General features: G+C 50.5%; 23 protein-coding genes and 1 riboswitch. Of the genes, 15 read left to right on the top strand and 8 right to left on the bottom strand.

Translation table 11 applies throughout. The features are described 5' to 3' along the window. The first annotated feature begins 56 nt into the window (after positions 1–56). The gene (locus tag BMZ51_RS04255) at positions 57–503 is read left to right on the top strand and encodes a GNAT family N-acetyltransferase (protein WP_068010743.1); all 447 of its coding nucleotides are present in this window, start codon (positions 57–59) and stop codon (positions 501–503) included. Between the two features lie 70 nt (positions 504–573). Here the strand turns inward: BMZ51_RS04255 and BMZ51_RS04250 are convergent, their stop codons facing one another. Next, positions 574–972: a c-type cytochrome gene (locus tag BMZ51_RS04250; RefSeq protein WP_068010677.1), complete on the bottom strand. Its 399-nt coding sequence runs from the start codon at positions 970–972 to the stop codon at positions 574–576. Between the two features lie 339 nt (positions 973–1,311). Here BMZ51_RS04250 and BMZ51_RS04245 point away from each other — a divergent pair, with 339 nt between their 5' ends. From BMZ51_RS04245 to glcF, 3 genes are read left to right on the top strand one after another with little or no spacing between them, the layout of a single operon-like run. Next, on the top strand, positions 1,312–2,808 hold the full coding sequence (locus tag BMZ51_RS04245; RefSeq protein ID WP_068010678.1) for an FAD-linked oxidase C-terminal domain-containing protein: 1,497 nt from the start codon (positions 1,312–1,314) through the stop codon (positions 2,806–2,808). 27 nt (positions 2,809–2,835) lie between these two features. After that, positions 2,836–4,050, top strand: a complete 1,215-nt coding sequence (gene glcE, locus BMZ51_RS04240; RefSeq protein WP_068010680.1) for a glycolate oxidase subunit GlcE — start codon at positions 2,836–2,838, stop codon at positions 4,048–4,050. Between the two features lie 3 nt (positions 4,051–4,053). Further along, positions 4,054–5,364, top strand: coding sequence for a glycolate oxidase subunit GlcF (glcF, locus tag BMZ51_RS04235; RefSeq protein ID WP_068010682.1), 1,311 nt, complete (start codon positions 4,054–4,056; stop codon positions 5,362–5,364). A gap of 52 nt (positions 5,365–5,416) precedes the next feature. Here the strand turns inward: glcF and BMZ51_RS04230 are convergent, their stop codons facing one another. Beyond that, complete coding sequence (locus BMZ51_RS04230) at positions 5,417–6,124, bottom strand: L,D-transpeptidase (protein WP_068010684.1); 708 nt, start codon at positions 6,122–6,124, stop codon at positions 5,417–5,419. A 454-nt stretch (positions 6,125–6,578) separates the two neighbouring features. Here BMZ51_RS04230 and BMZ51_RS04225 point away from each other — a divergent pair, with 454 nt between their 5' ends. Together BMZ51_RS04225 and BMZ51_RS04220 are read left to right on the top strand one after the other, a co-directional pair. After that, entirely contained in the window at positions 6,579–7,328 is a 750-nt protein-coding gene (locus tag BMZ51_RS04225) for a protein phosphatase CheZ (protein ID WP_244271428.1), read from the top strand. A 94-nt stretch (positions 7,329–7,422) separates the two neighbouring features. Next, complete coding sequence (locus tag BMZ51_RS04220; RefSeq protein WP_068010686.1) at positions 7,423–8,079, top strand: DNA-3-methyladenine glycosylase I; 657 nt, start codon at positions 7,423–7,425, stop codon at positions 8,077–8,079. 31 nt (positions 8,080–8,110) lie between these two features. On the opposite strand, the gene BMZ51_RS04215 is transcribed toward BMZ51_RS04220, so the two are convergent. Next, positions 8,111–8,686, bottom strand: coding sequence for a bifunctional transcriptional activator/DNA repair enzyme AdaA (locus BMZ51_RS04215; RefSeq protein WP_068010687.1), 576 nt, complete (start codon positions 8,684–8,686; stop codon positions 8,111–8,113). Between the two features lie 137 nt (positions 8,687–8,823). Between BMZ51_RS04215 and BMZ51_RS04210 the strand changes: the two genes are divergently transcribed. Continuing rightward, complete coding sequence (locus BMZ51_RS04210; protein ID WP_068010689.1) at positions 8,824–9,723, top strand: DMT family transporter; 900 nt, start codon at positions 8,824–8,826, stop codon at positions 9,721–9,723. Positions 9,724–9,831: 108 nt separating this feature from the next. On the opposite strand, the gene BMZ51_RS04205 is transcribed toward BMZ51_RS04210, so the two are convergent. From BMZ51_RS04205 to hisS, 4 genes are all read right to left on the bottom strand, one after another. After that, positions 9,832–10,944 (bottom strand): SagB/ThcOx family dehydrogenase, encoded by a 1,113-nt coding sequence (locus BMZ51_RS04205; RefSeq protein WP_068010691.1) that lies wholly within the window; start codon positions 10,942–10,944, stop codon positions 9,832–9,834. Positions 10,945–11,639: 695 nt separating this feature from the next. Continuing rightward, positions 11,640–12,605 carry an ATP phosphoribosyltransferase gene (gene hisG / locus BMZ51_RS04200; protein ID WP_068010694.1) on the bottom strand — a complete coding sequence of 322 codons (966 nt, stop codon included), beginning with the start codon at positions 12,603–12,605 and terminating at the stop codon, positions 11,640–11,642. Continuing rightward, positions 12,605–13,726, bottom strand: a complete 1,122-nt coding sequence (locus tag BMZ51_RS04195; protein WP_208979251.1) for an ATP phosphoribosyltransferase regulatory subunit — start codon at positions 13,724–13,726, stop codon at positions 12,605–12,607. The genes hisG and BMZ51_RS04195 overlap by 1 nt, the downstream gene beginning before the upstream one ends. 1 nt (position 13,727) lies before the next feature. Continuing rightward, a complete protein-coding gene (hisS, locus tag BMZ51_RS04190) occupies positions 13,728–15,251 on the bottom strand; it encodes a histidine--tRNA ligase (protein WP_068010696.1) in 1,524 nt (507 codons plus the stop codon). A 235-nt stretch (positions 15,252–15,486) separates the two neighbouring features. Between hisS and BMZ51_RS04185 the strand changes: the two genes are divergently transcribed. The 7 genes from BMZ51_RS04185 (at position 15,487) to BMZ51_RS04155 (ending at position 21,454) form a co-directional block, all read left to right on the top strand. Continuing rightward, positions 15,487–16,635, top strand: coding sequence for a glycosyltransferase (locus BMZ51_RS04185; RefSeq protein ID WP_068010750.1), 1,149 nt, complete (start codon positions 15,487–15,489; stop codon positions 16,633–16,635). Between the two features lie 23 nt (positions 16,636–16,658). Then, the gene (locus BMZ51_RS04180) at positions 16,659–18,164 is read left to right on the top strand and encodes an ArnT family glycosyltransferase (RefSeq protein WP_068010699.1); all 1,506 of its coding nucleotides are present in this window, start codon (positions 16,659–16,661) and stop codon (positions 18,162–18,164) included. Positions 18,165–18,245: 81 nt separating this feature from the next. Continuing rightward, positions 18,246–19,043: a ChbG/HpnK family deacetylase gene (locus BMZ51_RS04175; RefSeq protein ID WP_208979250.1), complete on the top strand. Its 798-nt coding sequence runs from the start codon at positions 18,246–18,248 to the stop codon at positions 19,041–19,043. 216 nt (positions 19,044–19,259) lie between these two features. Continuing rightward, positions 19,260–19,949, top strand: a complete 690-nt coding sequence (locus BMZ51_RS04170) for a Crp/Fnr family transcriptional regulator (protein WP_068010704.1) — start codon at positions 19,260–19,262, stop codon at positions 19,947–19,949. A gap of 80 nt (positions 19,950–20,029) precedes the next feature. Beyond that, positions 20,030–20,443, top strand: coding sequence for a group III truncated hemoglobin (locus tag BMZ51_RS04165; RefSeq protein WP_068010705.1), 414 nt, complete (start codon positions 20,030–20,032; stop codon positions 20,441–20,443). Positions 20,444–20,502: 59 nt separating this feature from the next. Then, positions 20,503–20,931 (top strand): acyl-CoA thioesterase, encoded by a 429-nt coding sequence (locus BMZ51_RS04160; RefSeq protein WP_068010708.1) that lies wholly within the window; start codon positions 20,503–20,505, stop codon positions 20,929–20,931. A gap of 73 nt (positions 20,932–21,004) precedes the next feature. Further along, positions 21,005–21,454 carry a group III truncated hemoglobin gene (locus BMZ51_RS04155; protein WP_208979249.1) on the top strand — a complete coding sequence of 150 codons (450 nt, stop codon included), beginning with the start codon at positions 21,005–21,007 and terminating at the stop codon, positions 21,452–21,454. Positions 21,455–21,505: 51 nt separating this feature from the next. Here BMZ51_RS04155 and BMZ51_RS04150 read toward each other — a convergent pair whose 3' ends face one another. Further along, a complete protein-coding gene (locus BMZ51_RS04150) occupies positions 21,506–21,886 on the bottom strand; it encodes a hypothetical protein (protein WP_068010754.1) in 381 nt (126 codons plus the stop codon). Positions 21,887–21,933: 47 nt separating this feature from the next. Next, a riboswitch (SAM-I-IV-variant riboswitch) is annotated at positions 21,934–22,064 on the bottom strand. A 284-nt stretch (positions 22,065–22,348) separates the two neighbouring features. Between BMZ51_RS04150 and BMZ51_RS04145 the strand changes: the two genes are divergently transcribed. Further along, complete coding sequence (locus tag BMZ51_RS04145) at positions 22,349–23,590, top strand: PQQ-dependent sugar dehydrogenase (protein ID WP_068010710.1); 1,242 nt, start codon at positions 22,349–22,351, stop codon at positions 23,588–23,590. The last annotated feature ends 10 nt before the right edge of the window (positions 23,591–23,600 follow it).

Here is a 23,600-nt window from a genome sequence, read left to right as displayed (position 1 = left end):
GCATTGCCAAATACAAGGAGGGCTGTATCCTCTAGCCCTTCTTCAGGGGAATGCAATTGACCATAAGACCTTTTCGAGAAACAGATTTTCCGCGTATCCAGGAGATCTATGCCAGATCCAAACTGGATGAACTAACCTTCGAGGATCAAACGTTTGAGTTTCTTCCTCTTGATCAGGACAACAGGCGTTTCAAGGGCCTGTTAGCCTCACAGATTGTCGTGTACGAGCAGCAGGAAATTGTCGGATATGCCGCTCGAAAGCACTCAGAAATCACAGCTTTGTTTGTGCATCCTGAAGGCCGTGGAGCCGGCATTGGCAAAACGCTCATGCAACATGTCCTGGACAAAATAAAAGGCGAGGCAATACTATACGTTGTCAGCTCAAACCTGCCCGCCATACGCCTTTATGAGCGATTTGGATTTGCGCTTACCAAGCAATTCATGACGGATTACAACGGTATTCCAGTTTCAGCGAGTATGATGGTGCGGCGTGTGACAGGCTAGAGCATGTCTGGATAAATGAAAAAGGGCCGCATTCGTGCGACCCTTTATTTTCAGCAGATCCGGAAATAAATTATTTCTCAGAACCGTCTTTATTGAACTGTGCGATGTACGCGATAACGTCTTCGCGCTGACCTTCTTTTCTAAGACCTGCGAAAGCCATTTTACCTTTAGGGATAACTTTCTTTGGCTTTTCAAGGTAGGCGTTCAGTGTAGCTACGTCCCAAACTTTGCCTTCTGCTTTACCAGCCAGAAGAGGTTTGGAGTACTTGTAGCCTTCAACTTCGCCCCAGCCTGCGCCAACAATGCCGTTAAGCTGTGGGCCAACCTTGTTCTTGGCTTTTTCGCCAATAGAGTGACACGCTTTACACTTTTTGAAAACTTTAGCACCCTTAGTGACATCGCCTTCAGCGAATGCCGCACCTGAGCTTACCAGCAATGCTAGCGCTGCAACGACGCCCAACTGCTTCATATTTTTATCCTTTCAACTAAATCATATAGGTAACCGCGAATAGACAACAACATAGTCTAACTCATGGGAGAGTTTCCATAGATTCGACGTTACCTGCGTATATATTGTTACGGCATATTGTCGCGGACTGAAGTGATCATAAGCACAAACCAATGTAGACTTGTTGTCTTGGATCAAATTCACGCGAATGTGAAGCATTTGTTTTTACGGCACAATAGACTTAATGCGGCTTTTATCTTTGCATAAATTATGACAGTCTCACACATTGTGCGCACTAAGTACAAACAAGTATGTTGTTTGGAAATAAAATTACGAGCCGTGATGTTGGAGGGACGCCTGATGGCAGCGATTGCTATGCCAAAATCGTCACAGGAAACGCTTGCAAAGCGTGAAAAAATTGTGGCCGATCTGCAGAAAATCGTCCCCGGAGAAGGCGTTATCTGCAACGAAATCGAGATGCGCCCATATGAGACTGACGCTCTTACAGCCTACCGCCAACTCCCTCTTGTTGTGGTCTTGCCAGAAAGTGTCGATCAGGTCTCAAGAGTCCTCAAATACTGTTACGATAATGATGTAAAAGTGGTTCCCCGTGGTGCTGGAACTTCGTTGTCTGGTGGCGCTTTGCCCTTGGAAGACGGTGTGCTGCTCTCCATGATGAAGTTCAACCGTATTTTGGAAATTGATTTTGAAAATCGGGCAGTTGTTACACAGCCAGGTGTTACCAACCTTGGCATAACGAAGGCTGTGGAGTATGAGGGGTTTTATTATGCCCCCGATCCGTCCTCCCAGATCGCCTGTTCAATTGGCGGCAACATTGCTGAAAACTCCGGTGGGGTGCACTCCCTTAAATATGGCCTGACCACGAACAACCTGCTGGGTTTGGAAATAGTCCTCATCACTGGAGAGGTCATCCGGTTAGGCGGCAAGCATTTAGATTGTGAAGGTTACGATCTGCTGGCGCTGCTCACAGGATCAGAAGGCCTGCTCGCCGTTGTGACGGAAGTGACCGTGCGCGTTCTGCAAAAACCAGAGACCGCACGCGCAGCCTTGATCGGCTTTCCAACCTCCGAGCAGGCGGGAAAATGTGTGGCTGATATCATTGCAGCAGGCATCATTCCAGGTGGTATGGAGCTGATGGATAAGCTCGCAATCTCGGCGGCTGAAGACTTTGTAAATGCCGGTTACCCATTAGATGTGGACGCCCTGATGATTGTGGAGCTGGATGGTCCTGAGGCAGAGGTGGATGACCTGTTGCAGCGTGTCAGTACCATTGCAGAGCAAAACGGCTCATCATACCTGCGCGTCTCTCAGTCAGAGGAAGAGCGCAACACCTTCTGGGCAGGCCGTAAGGCTGCATTTCCAGCGGTTGGTCGTATCTCGCCGGACTATTTGTGCATGGATGGCACCATTCCGCGCGCAGCCTTGCCGCAAGTTCTGCAAGACATGCAAGAGCTGAGCAAAAAACACGGCCTGCGCGTCGCTAACGTGTTTCACGCAGGCGATGGAAACCTGCACCCACTCATCCTTTATGATGCCAACAAGCCCGGAGAACTGGCTGCTGCCGAAGCCTTCGGTGCAGACATATTGCGTTTGTGTGTCAGGGTCGGCGGCGTGCTCACGGGAGAGCATGGTGTTGGTATTGAAAAGCGCGATCTCATGCCGGAAATGTTCACCGAAGACGACTTGAAACAGCAGCAGCGCATTAAATGCGCTTTTGATGAAAAGCAACTTCTTAATCCGGGCAAGGTGTTCCCTGTGTTGCACCGTTGTGCAGAGCTGGGGATCATGCACGTGCATCAGGGTCAACTGCCATTCCCGGATATTCCGCGCTTTTAGGCCGCAGACCAAACAAAGAGAATTGATATGGAAGAAACCAAGGGAGAGGGTTTCCACCCAGGCACGGCTCAGGAGCTGGAAGCCGTGATCAAATGGGCTGCCGCCGAGCGCACGCCGCTGGAGGTGATTGGCCACGGGTCCAAACGCAAATGGGGAAGGGCTGTACAGAGCGCCCACACATTGCGCGTTTCTGGGATCACTGGCATCATCGACTATGACCCAGCTGAACTGGTGTTGACGGTAAAGGCTGGCACTCCTTTGCAAGAGGTGAACGAGCTACTCAAACAACACAATCAGGAACTTCCATTCGAACCGGCAGACCTAAGTGCTGTTTTGGGCACCACACCCAGTCAGTCGGGTACCATTGGCGGGGTGTTGGCCACCAACCTGTCTGGCCCCAGGCGATTGAAGGCTGGAGCTGCGCGCGATCATGTCTTGGGGTTGGAGGCGGTTTCGGGACGTGGTGAAATCTTCAAAGCCGGCGGACGTGTTGTAAAAAACGTAACCGGGTATGATTTGTCACGCGGCTTTTGCTCCTCTTGGGGCACATTGGCTGTGGCAACCAGCTTCTCTTTAAAGGTTCTTCCGCGGGCTGCCAAAGAATGCACCTTAGTCCTTTGGGGTTTGACAGCTCAGGAGGCATCCGGCGCAATGTCTGAGGCGATGGGCTCCTCTGCAGAAGTCTCTTCTGCCGCGCACCTGCCACAAGGAATAGGTTCGCTTGCCCACCACAACTCCGCAACATTGCTCAGGCTGGAGGGGATTGCGGTGTCCATCGACTATCGGCTGGAAAAGCTGCGCCGTATCCTTGCACGATTTACATCGCAGGACGTGCTGGATAAGCAGAACTCTAAGAATATTTGGGTCAATCTTAGAGATTTAAGCCCATTTGTCGGTGCCAAAAACCCACTTTGGAAAGTTTCCGTCAGCCCAACAGCAGGACATAAGGTTATTGCTGAGCTTGAAAAGAGATTTGCGATCCGCTGGATGGCAGATTGGGCCGGTGGTTTGATCTGGATAGAAATGCAAGGCAACGAACCACACGATGTTCCTTTACGCCGGATTATAGCTGACAATGGCGGCGGTCATGCCACGCTTTTGCGAGCCAGCGCGGAACTACGTGCAAGCATTGATGTCTTTCAGCAACAGCCAGAGGCTCTGCGCGGCATTACACGGCGCCTCAAAGCACAGTTCGATCCGCATAGTGTCCTTAACCCAGGCCGTATGTACGCGAGTATTTAGTTCATGCAAACCAACTTTACGCCAGAACAACTCAAAGACAGTGCCACGGCTGTTTCAGAAGATATCCTGCGCAAGTGCGTTCATTGTGGGTTTTGTACAGCCACCTGTCCCACGTTTGTCCTCCTAGGGGATGAATTGGATAGTCCGAGAGGACGCATTTATCTCATCAAAGAAATGCTTGAAAATGATCGGCCAGCAGATGCCAGAACGGTCAAGCATATCGACCGCTGTTTGTCGTGTCTGTCATGCATGACCACATGCCCATCAGGTGTAAATTACATGCATCTGGTAGACCATGCCCGCATCCATATCGACAGCACTTTTAAGCGCCCTCTGCAAGAGCGGATTCTCAGAGCTGCGTTACAGGCCATCCTGCCTCGGCCTGGCCGTTTCCGTCTCGCCATTGCAGCTGCATTTTATGCTCGCCCATTGGCAGGTCTTTTAAAGAAATGTGGCGGAACACTCGCCAAGCTTGGTGCCATGCTGACACTTACCCCTTCAAAAGCATCACACCCCTCTCAGTTTGTTGGACAAGATACAGTTGCGCCAAAAACGCAGCGAAAGGGACGCGTTGCCATTCTGAAAGGCTGTGCGCAAAGCGTACTGGCCCCATCTATTAACGATGCCACCACGCGCCTGCTTACCCGCATCGGCTATGAGGTTGTTTTCCCAAAAGGGGAGGGCTGTTGCGGGGCGCTGGTCCACCATATGGGCAAAGAGGAAGCTTCCAACGAACAGGCCAAAGCCAACATTGACGTATGGATGAAAGAGATGGCAGGTGAGGGGCTGGATGCGGTCATCATCACAGCTTCTGGCTGCGGGACCACTATTAAAGACTACGGTTTCATGCTGCGTGACGACCCGGAATATGCACAAAAGGCCGAACAGATCTCAGCAATGGCAAAGGACATTATTGAGTTTCTCATTGAGCAGGATTTGGGAGAAGCCCAGCTCAAAGAACAACTGACAGTCACCTACCACTCCGCATGTTCCATGCAGCATGGTCAAAAGATCACCTCCCAACCCAAGAAGCTGCTCCAAAACGCGGGCTTCACTGTCAAAGAACCTCAGGAAGGCCATCTTTGCTGCGGTTCTGCAGGCACCTACAACATCATGCAGCCAGAAATCGCGACCACTTTGCGGGACCGTAAGGTCAATAATCTGGAAGCCACAAAGCCCGACCTCGTCGCCACAGGAAACATCGGCTGCATCACCCAAATCTCAAGCGGAACACAAATACCGGTCATCCACACAGTAGAGTTACTAGACTGGGCCTACGGCGGCCCAAAGCCGGAGCATATAAGCGGCCGCTGACCGTTTATTTGAGCCACTTCGTTTCTTGAGTGCTGTATGACAGGAGGCGTTGTTAGCGCACAAAGACTTTCGCGCCGACAGGGACCATGTTGTACAGCTCCGCCACATCCTCGTTGCGCATGCGGATACAGCCAGAAGACACAGCCTGACCAATGGTCCACGGCTCGTTTGACCCATGGATACGGTAGAGTGTGGAACCAAGGTAGAGTGCACGGGCGCCCAATGGGTTCCGTGGTCCACCGGGCATGAAACGCGGCAGGTTTGGCTGACGCTTCAGCATTTCCGCAGGCGGTCGCCAATCTGGCCATTCCCGTTTGCGAGTCACCTTATGAACGCCAGCCCACTCAAAGCCTGGCCGCCCCACACCAACCCCATAACGACGTGCTTTGCCATGACCTTGTACGAAGTACAGATATCGCGACGTGGTATCGATAACCACGGTTCCGGGCGCATGGGAGGTTTTGTAATTTACAATTGCAGGCAGGTACTGCTTGGGAATGCGGCGGCTATACCGGTTAGAATGTGCCTGAGCGCGCTTCTTCTTGTTGGAGCGCTCAAGGTTTTGAACTGCGCGCGCTTGAGAACGAGGGATTTGAACAATCCAGGGATTGGAAAGGTCAGGGCTGAGAATTGGTGGTGGAGCTGACGCTCTGGGTTTATATTCGGCCTGAGCGGCTGTCACACAGGCGTACACCATTCCACTTATACCCAAAAATGTGACAAGCCAGTTTGCCTTGCCTCTTGCGTTTGCCCCGAACATGCTGTGCTCCCCCTCGGTCGTGCCAAAGACTCGATTTACCTAGCGAAAAATAGGGGTTGCGGCTCAAACAATAGTTAAAATTAGCGATATAAAATAGCCTAGTCCGAACTAGGGTTAATCGATTATTACCCCACTACGCGTTTGGATTAGAAAAAAAATAGGTAAAATTTGATACAGATAAATCTAAGCTAATAATTAACACTCTAAGAAGTATGTGAGTGATGACACGGGGCGCAGCAATGCGAATCGAGTTGGATTGAGGGTGCGTGAAGCAGCGTATTTCGCAATCAAAATTGCTTTTTAAAATCGGTAATTTAGAGCTTGCCTATGCGAACCTGTGCCAGTTCGTAAAGGAGAGGCAGAAAATACATAGGAAGTGCGTTTCGCAGGACTAACGGGAGCGCGATCCGCTTTAAAGTCTGAAGCATTTTTGCTTTATGAGTTCGGGGTTGGGATGTCAGTTGTAAGAAAAACCTTTCGTGCAGAGGCTCAATTCGCAGTGCATGGTGCACGCGCCGAAATGGGGTCTCCGATCCAGGACAATGGTGAAGCAGTTCGTCACAATCAGGTCATGGAAGAAATCGCTGGCCTAAAAGAGATGCTGGCGACGCCGGGAACCGATCCGCAGGAACTGTCCAGGCGCGTTGCTGAAGAGCTTCGCGAAGAAATCGGTGAGGCTGCCAAGCTCAAACGCGAGCTTGATGCAATTTATGAAGCCATCGCCGAAACCAAAACAGAAATAGCAGCTCTTCACACCAAAGCGAGCGTCGAACATGACGAACGTGGCCGCGTGACGCTGGAACTTGATGCCATTGTTTCCGGTACTGAAGGCGCAACGGAACAAATCCTGTCTGCTGCCGAAATGATTGATCAGAACGCTGCAACCGTTTTGCCAATGGTGCCAGGAGAACATGAAGGCCTTGTTAGTGATATTCACGAACAAGTCGTTTCAATCTTTGAAGCCTGTAACTTTCAGGATCTGACAGGACAGCGGATCAGCAAAGTGGTCAACACCCTGTCTTTTGTGGAAGAACGCATCATTCGTATGATTGAGATCTGGGGCGGTATCGAGAGCTTCAAGGAGTTCAGTGAAAACCTTGCCATCAATAAGCGCGAGGACGATGCCGCATTGCTTCACGGCCCATCTTTGGATGTAGACGCAGGTACGGTGACACAGGACGATATTGACGCTCTGTTTGACTGATTGCTCCAAAAAAGAGATTTGCAGATGGCTTGCTATTTTGGCAAGCCAATGCTCTATATGAGAACATATCAGAAACATTTGCGCGGGCAATCAGATGAGCGACAGCACCACACCCATTCCAGAAGGCCTTATTCGCGCGCAAGATGGCAAAGACCGCTGCCAGTGGTATGGCGGCGATGCGTTTTACCAAGCCTATCATGATAATGAGTGGGGCCATCCGGTCACAAATGATATTCGCCTGTTTGAGAAAATTTGCCTCGAAGGCTTTCAGGCCGGATTGTCCTGGCTGACCATCTTGCGCAAGCGCGAAAATTTTCGCGCGGCGTTTGCAGGGTTTGACTTCCAAAAGGTCGCCCGCTTCACGCAAGAGGATATTGAGCGCCTCGTGCAAGATGCTGGCATCATCCGTCATCGCGGAAAGATCAACTCCACCATCAACAACGCCAACCGTGCGTTGGAGATGCAAAAAGAGTTTGGCTCCCTTGCAGCTTACTTCTGGAAGTGGGAACCAACGCCAGACCAGCGCCCGCAAGTGTTTGACTTTGCAAACCTTCGACAACTCGGCAAAACTGATATCTCCACGGCCATCTCAAAAGACTTGAAAAAACGCGGTTGGTCCTTCGTTGGCCCAACCACCGTCTACGCCTTTATGCAAGCCATGGGCATGGTCAACGACCACATCGAAGGCTGCTGCTGCCGTGAGATAGTGGAAGCCAAGCGAAATGCGCTCGTCAGGCCTGTGAAGGCTTGAAGGAATGTTGGTATCGGGTAGGGCAGCAAGCTTATTTCGTACCCGCCTTTGAGAACTTATTGCGATATTGAGTCGGCGAATGTCGGTAGGTTTCCAAAAATAGGGCGTTAAACTGGCGCACACTGCCGAAACCTGCCTGATATGCAATCTCAGAAATCTTTGCATTGCTGCTGTCCAAAAGGCGCTTGGCGCGCTGCAAACGCACCGTTCTTGCGCTCTGGAGTGGACTAGCTCCAATATGTTGCTTGAATAGCCGTGAAAGATGGCGCTCGCCTATGCCCAGCTTTTCTGCCAGTTGTGAGACACTTCCATTATCTAACGCTCCGCTATCAATAAGCTTTAATGCCCGTTGTACGCTCGTGAGCGTCCCGTTCCACGCTGGAGAATTGGGGGCAGCTTCTGGCCGGCACCGCAAACAGGGCCTGTAGTTTGCTGCTTCGGCTGCAGGCGCACTTGGGAAGTAGACAACGTTTTTCGTTAACGGCTGACGCACAGGGCAAACAGTGCGGCAGTAGATGCGAGATGTTTTGACCCCAACAAAGAAAATACCGTCAAAACAAGGGTCACGACTCAATCTGGCTTTTTCGCACCTCTGAAAATCTATCATCCTATGACCTTACTGTTTGATAGCACGGTCGTCGAAAGATAATCGATTTACAGGTCTGATTTCCGCCAGAACTTTGTGAGAAAACGTGCGACTGAACTCTTGTAACTTAAAAATACAGGCGGAGAGTCCAAGAAAATATGCGCACAAGAGTAGAGCAAGTGGCAGCGTTGTGTGTCGCAATATCAGGATTAATGTGGGGTGTGTTTTGGATCCCTCTGCGTGAGCTTAGTCATGACGGAATCACGGGCATATGGGCAGTCGTGTTGTTTTATGTCGCCCCGACTGTTTTACTTTTACCTTTGTTTATATGGCGTTGGCGCGCCTTTACGGTAGACGCCTGGTCTTTGCATAGAGCAGGTCTTTTTGCCGGAATTTCACTGGTGCTATACTCCGGTGCCTTGGTGTATACCAGCGTTGTTCAAGCGCTGCTTCTTTACTATTTAACCCCTTTATGGAGCACATTGTTAGCACGGATGGTACTTGGAGAACCCATCACAAAGGTCCGTTGGGGAACAATGATCTTCGGCCTTATGGGGCTTCTGGTCATACTCAAGGTAGATCTAGGACTTGACCTTTCCATCAATGCCGGGACTTTGATGGGCTTTGCTTCCGGCATCATATGGGCATGCGCAGCAGTCTGCATGCGATCTGATAAAAAAGGAGACAGCGTTGATTTCACATTGTCCTACTTCTTTTGGGGCAGCATTGCAGCACTGGCATTGACCTTCCTACCGCTAGAAGGCTCTACTACTCTTCCTGATTGGCAGAGCGTGGAAAACGTATTGCCTTGGTTCTTACCCGTTGCTTTGTTTCTTGTGGTCCCCCCAGCCTTTGCAGTGATGTGGGGCGCGACCCTGATAAGTCCTGGGCTTTTGGGAATATTGTTTATGACGGAAATCAGTGCAGGAGTGGCAACCGCAGCCTTATGGGCGGGAGAACCATTTGGCACCCGTGAGGTTATAGGCATAACCTTAATCTCGATGGCAGGGCTTATGGAGCCCGTACTCATGTTTGTTAAAAAGGGCGCGCCGTCTTAATCTAAAATCACTTACATAAAAGAATACGCTCGTAGCTGGTCGGAGTTGCAGTCATGTCTGCGTGCCTATCAACTCGGGCTGCTTCTTGGGAACTGTCGGGTGTGATGCCTAGGTGGATCTTTTCAGACGGCTCTCCATGATTGAATTCATAGGGTGGTATCTGCCTTTGCCGATACCCAAAAACATAAGAGGGATAGTCCGCTCTTCTGTGATGCTTAAAAGCTCTTCAACGCGTACATCCTTAAATGCAGCGGTAATCCATGTGTTCAATCCCAATGCCGTTGCACAAAGTTGAGCAGTTTGAGAGAAGTGCCCAGCTTCCAGGCAAAGGGCGCGGTAAGCACGGGTTGTTTGATATTTCCAACCAAAGCGCTCCAGATTTGACGCGATAAAGACACCCACTGAGCAATTGGCTCCAAAATACTGCGATATGAGCAGGCTCGAAAGCTCTTCGTAGCTTATTGCGTCGCGAACCTTAAGCAGCGCGTGTTGCTCTGGTTCATACCAATAAATGCCAGGTGCAACACCTTCCACATTGAACACTGTGAGAAATGCTTCGGTAGACTGAAGGCAGCCCCCTGCTGGAGAGCTACGGCGTCTGAAGGGAGTATATTCTTTACACTCCTCCTTTTTGTAGTCATGAAAATAACCAAATGCAGAAAAGAGAAAGTTTGAAAGGTCTTGTTGGCTCAACGTGTGTGGGTAAAATTCGCGAATGGTTTTACGCCTGTCCAACGCGGAAAAGAGCGAGGTCTCATTTAAAGAATCTCTATTAAATTCAGGGAGAAAAATCGGCTGAACGCCGCTCAAGGCAACACTTTTGCTGCGTGCGGGCGGTTCTTCTCCATCTATTTTTTCGCAGGTTGCGACGAAGGCATCTGAGAATTCCGTGGGGCTGCAAACGTCGGTTTGATCCAGTACGTCTTTACAGGCCTCGTGAAACAGGTCGAGAATGTCATTTTGGAAATTTCGAAACAGGGGCTTTTGAGTTTCTGGCGTGAGAATATTGACTTCTTTGAAATTTTGAAGCGTTTCTGGAGAAATCTCAGCGCCATTTAAAAAGCCTGCAATCTCGGTGATTACCGCTGGATCGTCTATTTCATATTCTTCATGCTTGCGCGTATCAACCAAAAATGGGGTGTTATCTTTGAAGTAGATAAATACGTCCTCAGATACTTTAAGTTTGTTTGAGGTCTTTTCCCAATTCGGTGAGGTTAACATTCTTCTTTCCTCGCAGTTATTTGTGGGAGACTTTCTGGAGAATGACAAATGATGCAAACTCTGTCTTTTTTGCAAAATTTACAGAGACTTTTTTCATGACATAGCCTCCTTTAGCCTTCACGAGGTGGGGCACTGGTGCTCAACGCAGGACACTTTTATGCATTAGCATCAGGTTGGCACTTACTGTTTCAAGAGCCGACCGCCGGGGCGGCCATAAGAAGCCTCGGCGGTCGAACGCCTTATTTCGGCGTTACTTTCTGGCAGAGCCCAAATGTGGCTAGATCTGTTTTATCTGCGAAGTTTTTGGAGATGGTTTTCATTGATCCATTCCTTTACGCCTTAGGGTTGTAGGACAACCCCTATGAGTGAACTTGGTCGACGGGCGACTACATCTTCTTCAGTTCGAACGAAATTCTCACTAAAGCGAATTCCTTCTTATGTTCACGGGTAAATAGATAGGCATCGATTAAGGCCATTATGTGTGCCTTTTGACGGCGGCAGAGTTGAGCTAACCGAAAGCAGGTCTCGAAAAATCTGACGCAGCTTTTTGGGGGGTGGCGCACCGAAAAGGCGCTTTGCGGCAAAAAAAACGAGGCCCGTAATAACGCAAGTTTCACGCAAAAAACGCAAACCAACGCAATAAAAACGCACTCCGGCGAGGAGTGCGTTTTGCATTATATATCAGTAGATTAGGCCTAATTTGAAACTTTTTTCTCTAAAGGCTCAAATAGTGGGTTTGCAGTGTGGAACACGTACTCCAGCGGCGTCACTGTGACCATTTGTGCCCCTTCTGCGCGCAACTTATCCGCACATTCAGGGACTTTGGAAGCTGGGCAATGCAGGACCAGAGAGGAGCCCTCAACACCGAACGGAGCAACACACCCAAGCGCAGCAACCTTGCTAAGGACCTGCTCAGGGTTTGCAACAACCGTGCGCATCTCTTTAAAGTTATGAGCATTGTCCTGTGCGGTAATGCGGTCCAGCATCAAACGGGCCGCTTGCAAGGCACTGTTATCCCAGTTGGCTGTTGTAGACGCCACAAGGTGAGCCTGAGACCGCGCGATCACGCCATCCTCTGGGATCTTTAGGTTATTAGCCTTGAGCGTGGAACCTGTTGAGGTGATGTCGACAACCAGCTCAGCAGAACCTGCCGCAGGCGCTCCCTCAGTTGCGCCAGCACTTTCAACAATGCGGTAATCTGCAATGCCATTTGCAGCGAAGAACTGCCGTGTATGGTTCACATACTTGGTTGCAATGCGCAATCTGCGACCATGGCGTGCCCGAAAATCAGAAGCAACATCAGCAAGATCAGCCATTGTAGACACATCGATCCAAGCAGTTGGAACCGCAATCACAACGTCTGCATGACCAAAGCCAAGCGCGGTGATGATATGCGTTTTCTCCTCGGGCCGGTCAATATTCTCATTGACCAGATCCGTTCCCGTGATACCGAAGTGCACGGTGCCAGCAGCGATCTCACGTGCAATTTCAGAGGCTGAAAGGAACGCGATTTCGACGCCATCCACGCCTTTTAAGGCTCCGCGGTAGTTCCGGTCACCACCTGGACGCTTCACAGTCAAGCCAGCACGCGCAAAGAACGCATGGGTCATTTCCTGCAGGCGTCCTTTAGAGGGAAGAGCAAGAATAAGATTGCCAGCCATTAGACATCTCCCTCAAGAGCACGATCCAGCCAGATGGTAAAGCCAACAGCCGGAACAGTACTTGGCGCACCAAGACGTTCAACCAGTTTGTTGTAACGACCACCACCGATCACCTGTCCAGAATGTGCACTGGACTGATGATGAATTTCAAAGACAAAGTCGGTGTAATAATCAAGGCGACGGCCAAAATCACCGGAGTATTCCAACTGCGCGATATCAATACCGCGCTTTGCCATAAGATCAGAACGCGTTGCCAGCCGTTCGATCGAGGCATCCAGATCAAGGCCGGTCTCCCTTGCAAATTCATGCAAGGTTTCAACCGCCTTCAGTGGAGGAGGGCCGGAAATATTGAGGTAAGCAGACAAACGTGAAATGACATCTTTGTCCACGCCGGAACCAGCCGAAAGGGCCGCTTGCTCCATGAACCGCTCTGCAATTTCATGAGCCGTACGCCCACCAACCGCAGAAATACCGGCAAGGGACAGCACATCCTCAACAACAGCAACAGCTGCTTCCGGGTCCCGTCCTTCAAGTGCAGCAAGGAAGCCAAGCTTCGCATCCGGCTTGGCCTCAACACCGCTCATGCGTGTGATGACCTGATCAAGCCGATCTCGCTCACCAAACACATCCCGCAGGCGGCGCTGCCAAACCTTTGGAATCTCAAGCGCTTGCAGTACGGAGGTGAACAGGCCTTCATCCCCAACGCGAATGCGAGGGGCGGATAAGCCAAGACTGCCCGCAGCTTCAAGAGCGAGGCCCAGCATATCCGCATCAGCCTGCTCTTCATCGCTTCGACCAATGGATTCAACACCAGCCTGCATCGTTTCACCCAGTTGCCCAGGTCGATGTCGGAAAACTTGCCCAACATAGGAGAATGCCGCAGTACGACCCGCTTCACCTGTTTCCAGATAATGTCGGGCAATCGGAATAGTAAAATCAGGACGCAAGCAAAGCTCTTGTCCATCTTCCCCACTGGTCAAAAACAGGCGACGCCGAAGATCTTCACCAGCCAGATCCAAAAAGATATCGGCTGGCTGCAAGATTGGCGGGGTTGCCTCTTCATAACCCGCATCCCGAAAAAGCTGGCTCAGTGCCAAGCTGCGGTTATCCCCCAATGTCATATTAGTTATTCTCGCTCCGTTTTGTGCGATCGTCTTCCTGAGCAGCAAGAAGCTCTTTCACTCTTGCCACCAAATCCCCCCGCTTAACAGCAAACTGCGCAGGCCGACTCTCACGCCATGTCTTATTATCCTCGATCTCAGCAGAAAGACGTTTGCCTTCAATAAGATCCTTAATCTGAACTTCGCCTTCTTCACGCTCCTGAGAGCCCTGAATAATGGCACAAGGCGAATTGCGCTTGTCAGCATATTGCAGCTGCTTGCCAAACTGCTTCGGGTTGCCCTGGTACATTTCTGCGCGGATGCCTTCGGTACGCAATTCCTGAACCATCGCCTGATAATGTGCAAGGGAATCAACGTCTTTGTCCATCACACACACAACAACAGGGCCTGCAACCTCTTCCTGACCAAGCTTTCCAAGAGTGGTAAGCGCTGCCATCAGGCGAGACACACCAACGGAAAAGCCCGTGGAAGGCACTGGCTGACTCATGAAACGAGAAACAAGGCCGTCGTAACGTCCTCCACCACCAACAGAGCCAAAGCGCACAGGGCGGCCTTTCTCGTCTTTGACTTCAAAGGTCAGTTCAGCTTCGTAAACAGGGCCGGTGTAGTATTCCAGACCGCGCACAACAGATGGGTCGATGAGAACACGGCCATCAGTATAGCCAGCTGCATCAAACAGCTTGCCCATGGTTGCCAGTTCTTCAACACCTTCTGCGCCAGTTTTACTGTCTGCAATCAAATTACGAAGGTTTTCAATGGTCTGGTCCGTGGTCTCAGCGCCCGCCTCTACAAAGGCGATAACTTTCTCAGCTTCAGCATCGCCAAGGCCTGCACCTTTCGTAAAGTCACCAGAAGCATCTTTACGGCCTTCACCAAGGAGAAGTTTAACACCATCAACACCAAGGCGATCCAGCTTATCGACAGCTCGCAAAACCGTCAGGCGGGTTTCAGCATGTTCATCACCAGCAAGACCGATGACTTCCATGACACCATCAAGAACCTTGCGGTTGTTCACGCGGATCACATAATCCCCACGAGCAATGCCGAGGCGCTCCATCGTGTCAGATGCCATCATACAGATCTCAGCATCAGCAGAAACAGAAGGCGCACCGATTGTGTCGGCATCAAACTGCATGAACTGACGGAAACGGCCAGGTCCTGGCTTCTCATTGCGGAACACATAGCCTGCGCGATAACTGCGGTAAGGCTTTGGCAGCGTTTCGAAGTTTTCTGCTACATGACGGGCGAGGGGCGCGGTCAGGTCATACCGCAGGCTCATCCATTGCTCGTCGTCATCTTGAAGAGAAAATACTCCAGCGTTGGGGCGATCCTGATCTGGCAGAAATTTGCCAAGCGCATCAGTGTACTCGAACAGCGGGGTTTCCACCGGCTCAAAGCCATAGAGCTCATAGGTCTGCTTGATAACGGAGAGCATTTTCTCCATAGCAAGAAGTTCAGCTGGTCCGCGATCTACAAAACCGCGCGGTAAACGAGCTTTGAGCTTGGCACTTTTCTTTTTTGCCATAAGGCCGTCTCATCCATGAAATAATAAGTTGGTTGCAAGAGCTTCCCAAGGGAAGTGTGCTGTTGTCAGTCTCCTAGCTCATTGAGCAGGGGAGAGCAAGGCGCGAAGCTGATGCAATCCGGCGCAAAATTCCCAATCAATACTTGCAATAGTATCAAGAGAAGCTAAGGTCGCCCAAAAATGAAAGGACCAATCCCTCTCAAATGCGATGGAAGGTCTGAACTCTGGAGAAAACATGGTGTCGATCACCAGCATTGAACGATCTGAAGTTGGCAGCCCTGCTGGTCGAGTGACCGGACCTGCAGAGCTAACAATTGTCTTGCCGACCTATAACGAATGCAAAAATGTCCCAATCGTTGTTGAGCTGCTGGATAAAGCGCTCGCAGGCGTCGCTTGGGAAGTTATCGTTGTTGATGATAATTCTCCAGATGGCACCTCCCAGGTCACCGCAGATATTGCACAGATGGATCCACGCGTGCGCATTATTCAGCGTATTGGCCGTCGTGGCCTGTCTGGCGCATGTATTGAGGGCATGCTGGCCTCTAGTTCCAATTACGTCGCAGTGATGGATGCGGACTTACAGCACGATGAAAGCCTGCTACCAAAGATGTTGGAAGCACTTCGCTCGCAAGACTACGATATCTGTGTTGCCTCCCGCCACGTGGAAGGCGGCGATGTGGGGACTGGTCTGTCCTCTATCCGGGCCTGGGGCTCAAACCTTGCAAATACGCTGGCGCGCGATTTCTTAAAGGTAGAACTCTCTGATCCGATGAGCGGCTTCTTCATGCTTCGCCGCGACAGGTTTGTTGAACTCGCTCCTCGCTTGTCTTCACAGGGCTTCAAGATCATGCTTGATATTGTCGCCAGCGGAAAAGGTGCGTTGCGGGTAAAAGAACTTCCGTTTGTTTTCCGTGAGCGCCAACACGGCGAGAGTAAACTTGATACCCTTGTTACGATGGATTACCTCGGCCTGCTGGTATCCAAAATCTTTAATGATACGATTTCTGTTCGTTTCCTCATGTACTCCATGGTTGGCGGCACAGGCGTTGTTGTGCATCTCATTGCGTTGAAGATCCTGCTTGCAACGTTTGGGTTGCAGTTTGGTCTTGCTCAGCTAATTGCAACGTTTGTAGCGATGACCTCAAATTTCTTCCTCAACAACCGCCTGACCTACCGGGATCGCCGATTAAGGGGCCTTGTTTGGGTGAGAGGCCTGCTCACATTCTATGTGATTTGTAGCTTTGGCATTCTGGCAAACGTTGGTGTGGCAGAGCTGATCTATACGAGCAAACCGATTTGGTGGTTCGCAGGCGCTGCTGGCGCCCTGATGGGTGCCGTATGGAACTATGTTGTTTCCAACGCTCTCACATGGCGTAAAGGCTGATAGGTCCAGCGGAAAGCACAGGAATGCATAAGAACTCTTTAGAAAAGCCGTTGAGCTTCTGGTTACGGCCGACCAACCTGATCCTCATCGTTGCTGTGCTCTCCTTGGTACGGCTCGCGATGGGCATGAACGTTGATTTGGTTGAGGATGAAGCCTATTACCGTCTTTGGGGCCTCTATCCGGCATTGGGGTACTACGACCATCCCCCGATGGTCGCCTATTGGATCTGGATGGGGCAGGCGCTATTCGGCGACACCACACTGGGCGTACGTTTCATTAGCATACTCTCAGCTGCAATCGGATCTCTGGCGCTCTGGAGAACTGCTAAGATCCTTTATGACGTGCATGTTGCAGGTTGGACGGTCCTGTTCTTTAACGCCAGCCTGCTGATCGGTGTTGGTTCATTGCTTGCTACTCCAGATGCGCCAGCGGTGTTTTTCTGGGGGCTCTCCTTGTGGGCGATGGCGGAGCTAAGTGTTTCCAAAAACGCCAATTGGTGGCTTGCTGTTGGAATATTTGCTGGCTTGGGCCTGATCTCAAAATACTCTGTGCTGTTCTTAGGTGCCGGGATTGTGCTGTGGGTTCTTTGGGTCCCGCAAAACCGCCGCTACGTGCTCTCATGGCAATTGTGGCTCGGAGGCGCATTGGCGCTCGCGATCTTCTCACCTGTGCTTTATTGGAACGCTCAGCATGAGTGGATCTCTTTTGTCAAACAATTTGGCCGCTCTGTTCCAGAAGGGTACTCTTTCAAGTATATTGGCGAATTTATTGGGGCTGTCGCTGGTTTGTTGAACCCGCTCGTGTTTGTCATTGCGCTGGTTGGAGCATGGAACGCCATCCGGCAAACGCTCAAACAGGATAATTCTGCCAGCCTGCTCGTGCTTACAGTTTTACCATTCCTGATCTACCTCTTCTTCCACTCGTTGCATTCGCGAGTACAAGGCAATTGGCCAGCTCCAATTTACCCAACTCTGGCAATGTTCGCAGGGATCGCAGCAGCCCACCCACCTGTGAACGTTGGTCGCTGGTTTCGGGCACTTGGACCCGCCGCGGTCGTTTTGGGGGTTGCCCTCGCAGCCGTTGTTTATATCCACGCTTACACGCCGCTTTATACCTCACTAGGACGCAAAGACCCGACACACCAAATGCGCAGCTGGCAGCAAATTGGCGATGAAGTTGCCGAGGTGGCACATCAAAACCATATCAACTGGGTTGCTACGAGCAGCTATGGTTTAACCGGCCAAATGGCAAACGCGCTCAAAAATACGGACCTCACCGTCTACGCTGTTCCAGAGCGAATGCGGTACGCAATGATTCCCGATAATCTTCAAACGCCCGAAAAAGACGACATGCTTTATGTCGCTGAAGAAAGAAGAGATCAGTCTCAAAAGCTGAAATCCCACTTCGAACATGTCGAGCTGCTGAAGACCATCTCCCGAGAAAGTAAGGGGGTATTCGGAAAAACATCTATTGAGAATGTACGGATTTATCGTTTGTCGGGAGGCAAAAAACCCCTGAAATCTCAGTGAAAGCGCTGAGATTCCGTTGCGTTAAAATCGCAGGCTTTGTTAAATATGCTCCTGAACCTTTGGGATTGGGAGATACGCGCGATGAAGCGCATCCTCTTGACGAGCTTGGAATTTGGACAGAGCTACGGTGTAGACCGGGCCATCTGCGATTTAATTATCGCGGGTCGCCTGTCTGCTGTGGGCTGTGTCGTCACTGGAAAAATGTGGTCCAGAGAGTTTTATCAGCTCCGTGATGTTGTCGCCTGGGCCGAACATGAAACGATGGTTGGTCTGACCGTCACCCTGTCAAAGCCAGTAAGCCCTCTTACTGATTTCGGTGGTACTGTTTTCGGGAAGGTGTTCCCAGCTCCCTGGTGGTATGCGTTACGAAGTCCTTTCAAAATGCTTCCCGAAGAAGCCATTGCTGCTGAAATTGCAGCACAAGTTGACCTCTTTGAAGAAGTCTATGCTCGTCCGCCTGCCTTTGTCGCAATTCAGGGAAACCTTGCAAAATACACTGCGGTGAATTCAGCATTGATTACGGTGTTGAGTATGATGAAGGGGAGGGAACCAGCTCTCGTGATTCCCGGCGGTGCGAGTAGGGGGGCGGAAGCAATAGCAAAACGTGCTGCTAAAGCAGGTTTAAAGTCCATTGTCTCAGGGCCTGATTTACCCATGGCAGATGAGGACACAGATTTAAGAGACTTCTTCTGGCATGGCATCAACGAAGCGCAGGATTCGGCGATGGTTTTGTGTCGGCCTTCTTATCCCGATGGGGAACGCCCGCTTACAAAGAAGCAAAATATACGGCAGATATCCTCACGTGAAAACCAGCTCAAATTTCTGATAAGTGAGGAATTTCCATTTCTTTTAATGGAAAAAGATATCTTCTTGTTCTAAGAACGATCTCTTCCTGCGGTGGAAGAGATCGTTCTTATGTAGTTGCCATAGAAGTTGGGGTACTTATGACGCTCCTAATTTGCGGAAAACCGAGACATGTCTCTGTGATCTTGGTCACAAAATGACCGCATGATAGACCTAATTAAAATTATCGATTATATTGATGCAGCATAAACACATAACTGCATCCATAGTGCGTCAGGACCTTGTGGCAAGATGACTAAGTTCAAAGAACTCCTACAAGACAGTTTCTCGCTCGCTGGTTTGACAGAAGAACACGCACATGGGCTTTCTGAGCTAGCTCAGCCTATGTCGTTGAAGTCGCGATCAGTTTTGTTCAAGGCTGGCGATCCAGGTAACGGTTGTTATGCAATCATTGAAGGAAGTCTGAAGGTCTCAGTCGTTTCACTCGATGGTACCGAGCAACTGCTTGCTGTACTGGGCTCAGGCTCCTTGGTTGGTGAAATTGCTTTGCTGGATGGTAGCGAACGTTCAGCCACGGTTACCGCTCTCAAGCCATGTCAGCTTGCATTCATTTCTAAGGCGGCATTTTACCGCTATGCAGATGAAAACCCTGCTGTATATCGCCATATGCTTCAAATCATGGCGAAGCGCTTGCGTCGTTCAAATGATGCTTTAGCCGCACGCTCTTTCCTTCCATTGAATGGACGTGTCGCCCAAACCTTGCTGCAACTTGCTGAAACATTTGGTAAAAATGTCGATAACAACAAGATCCTGGTGCACTACAAAATCTCTCAGGCGGAAATTGCGAATATGGCCGGTGGGGCTCGTGAGAATGTGAGTCGGGTCCTCAATGTTTGGAAAAGAGAAGGGGTGATTAGTCGCCTCTCTGGATATTACTGCCTAGAAAAGCCAGAGGTGCTACGAGCTGCCGCAGAGCTTTAAGCTCGGTATTTGAGTAAAAGTGACCATAAGTAACAATAAGGGCATGAGCCTTGTCCCAACAAGGCTCCTGAAATAGCGAGATGACTTACCATAACTTTGACATCCGTCCGCATGACGAGTGTACCCCGGTCCATCCTGATCTGACACATACCCAAGTACGTTCACTGGTTGCTGCACATTCACAAAAGCTGCGCCAGAACGAGAAGCTGGGAGCGGTTTATCAAACTAGCATGAGATGCGACTGGGAGGATTATGAGTCGCAGGCCGTCCGTTTTTGGTGTTCGGCTCTGATGAAAGATCAGAGTTATTCGGGACGCCCAGTCAATAAATATCGTGAGGCAGCAAAGCAGTTATCTCGTGACGATATTGCCAACTGGTTGGAATTGTTCGAAGATGCAGTTGAAAGCTGCGTGACTGCGACGGCTCGGACCAACACGATGAAATGTGCGACCCAGGTTGTTGATTGCTTCCACATGGCGATGTTTCGAGCTTGAGCAGATAACTTTCTCCATGCATATCATTTTGCGAGAAGTACGGACGGAGCCTTAATAGGATGACTGATATAAATGACGCTGGCGATGTCGATGAAGCGGTGGGTGAATTAACCACACGCACGATGGCGATGCCAGCGGATACAAATGCCTCCGGCGACATCTTTGGCGGTTGGGTTGTGTCCCAAATGGATATTGCAGCTGGTATTGCAGCAAGTCAGTGTACCATGGAGCGCGTGGTTACCGTTGCAATTGATAGCATGACGTTTATTCGCCCTGTAAAAGTGGGCGATGTAATGTGTGTTTACACGCGGGTCCTTCGTATTGGCAGAACGTCAGTGACACTCGCGATTGAAGCTTGGGCGTTGCGCCATCGTTTTGGCGTTCGCGAAAAAGTAACCAATGCGCAATTCACCTTTGTTGCCGTTGATGATAACGGTAAGCCGGTTGAAATCTCTGAGGAGCAGCGCGCCAAGTATGAAAATACTTGATTTGAGCTTGCGATTGTCTTGTTCAGGTCTCCGGTTTTAAAGCGCAACGTGGTTTAGGAATAGGAAGTTAGCTGTGTCTGTCGAAATCCCTGTTGTATCAGCGCGTGAGCGGACACCGCTCGACTCTTCCATCACACCTGCCCAGATCAATTTACTGGTCGAGAGCTTTTATGGCAGAGTGCGCCAGCATGAAACGCTTGGTCCGATCTTTCTACGAGAGATGGGCGAAAATTGGGGTCCGCATCTCAATAAGATGAAGCACTTCTGGGCCTCTGTTCTTTTAAAGACTGGATCCTATAAGGGTAAACCTGTCCCTGCGCATGCTAGAATTCAAGGTGTAACTACTGAGAACTTTCATGAATGGATGGATCTTTTTGAAGAAGAAGTCCATGCTATTTTCACTCCCGAGGCAGCTCCACTCCTTCTTGCAACAGCGCAACGCATTGCGCAGAGTTTATGGCTTGCCATGTTCTCAGATCCGTTCTCAACACCACCTGCAAAATTCGGGACGCGGGCGTCCTGAATGAAATTTTGTGTCTGATCGGTGACGAAGCCGTACGCCGATCCGAAGAACTTAACGTCTAGAGGATGTCTTCAAGCGTAGAGCATTCTGCCTGAGATGTTCGCGAAGCGCCTCTAACTCCTCTGGTCGTCGGCGTGCGGTGTCTGCAAACAAGCGCTCATCAACCACAGTGTGACAACCTTCGGCCCAAAGGCGCAACAAGACTGCAAAGCGGTCAGTCCGCTCTTCCATTGTCAATGCAATACTGGTTTGGCGCGTGCAATTGGCGAGTAAGCGGCTATGTAAGCCTTTTTCCAGTATTAGACAGTCGAGCAAATAGTCAGCAGTGAAATCATCTGCAATATGTGCGACCGCCTCTCGCAATGAGGGGGGGACACATTCAGACACATATGATTGCCAAGCCGATTGTGGCTGACTAGCAAGATCAAACATTAAATCCTCCTTCGGTTTCCCGAGGAGGACTGGCGCAAAATCCATTGAATTTACCGCTTGGTTGTTACGAATGGTGAAGACTGAGTCCTCATTTCGAAACCACATCCCTTTCGGCGGAAACCACCTTGCCCGGTTAGGCAGGTTGGCGAGGGCGCCAGCCCTTCTCTTGATGATGCGTAGGATTTGGCACGAAAATGAGGCAAATGCAAGAGCGCTCCTTACTTGTGGGCTTTGTCCACACTTCCAAAATCATGTTATGTCATAGCCTAGCACCACAAAACGCACCTTCCGCTAAATGAAAATATCCAATTTTCCCGGTCCTATAAACCGAAGTCCTGTTAGATCTGAGTGTTAGATTCAGTCTTTAAAACCATGCATACTTACAGCTCGATCAAGAAAATTATCAAGGAACCAGGTGGGACTTTGTAGTCCAGTGCCCAAGGTTTCAAGGGAGGGTATCGGATGCAAACCATAAAAACTGTTGTCTACGGCGCAGTGACAGCGTGTGCATGTACGTTGTTCCTATCTGCGACACTGGCAGCACCAACGACAAGGGATGTTGATGATGTCCCGACTGAATTTGTCGAGCAAGACGCGGCTCAGATGAGGGTTCTTGCACGTAACGCTAATGTTGTTGTGATGCCCAAAGGGTTCCATATTGAGCCCTATGCGGTGGTTCCAGATGCACGCCACATGGCCGTCGCCCCAGATGGCAAAACCGTTTTTGTTGGCACGACCAGCGATAGGGTGTGGGTTCTGACGCAAGATCAAAACACCCATAAAGTTGAACAGGTCCGCCAGTTTGCACCTGCTGAGAGGTTCACCATACCCAACGGCGTTTGCTTTACGAGCGCTGGCGCACTGGTGATTGCAGAACAGAACCGAATCTTGAGCTTTCCTGATGCGTTGAAAAGCAAAGAATTGAGCAAACCCGCCTTCAATGTACTCGTCGCTCTGGGTGATCTGATTCCCGCAGCAGAAGAAAGCTACTCCCACTCCGCACGGGTGTGTGATCAGGGGTCTGATGGCCGCATTTATATTTCACTCGGGCAGCCCTACAATGTGTCTCCAAAGAATAAGCTAGAGCTCTACGAGCGCCTTGGAATTGGTGGCATTATATCCATTAACGATGACGGCAGCGATCGCCAGGTTTATGCAACAGGGATCAGAAACTCAGTTGGAATGGAGTTTCATCCAAGTTCCGGCAATCTCTGGTTTACAGACAATCAGGTCGACCGCATGGGCGACGACATCCCACCTGAGGAGCTGAACAAGGGCGTGGAACCGGGCAAAAGCTACGGGTTCCCATGGTATGGCGGCGGTACAGTGCGCACACCCGAGTATGCTGGTGATCCGCTTCCACCCGCACTTGTGAACCCCCAAGTTGAGCTAGATGCACATGCGGCAAGCCTGGGCATGACGTTCTATCAAGGCAACATGTTCCCACAGGCCTACCGTGGCGGTGTATTTATCGCTCAGCATGGGTCCTGGGATCGCTCAGTCCCCATTGGTGCACGTGTGGTCTTTGTGCCGCTTGATGAACAAGAAAGACCGGGCACGCCAATGATCGTCGCCTCGGGCTGGATTGATAGCAACGGCGAATATCTTGGCCGACCGGTGGATGTGGTTGAGCTTGGAGACGGCTCCTTGCTCATTTCAGACGATAGTGCTGGTGGTATCTACCGTCTTTCCTATGAGGAGTAGGGAGTAAGAC

The sequence above is a fragment of the Pseudovibrio axinellae genome (assembly GCF_900110875.1).
GTDB classification, from domain to species: domain Bacteria; phylum Pseudomonadota; class Alphaproteobacteria; order Rhizobiales; family Stappiaceae; genus Pseudovibrio; species Pseudovibrio axinellae.
The sequence above is the reverse complement of the archived record's forward strand: the minus strand, read 5'-3'. Positions and strand labels throughout refer to the sequence as shown.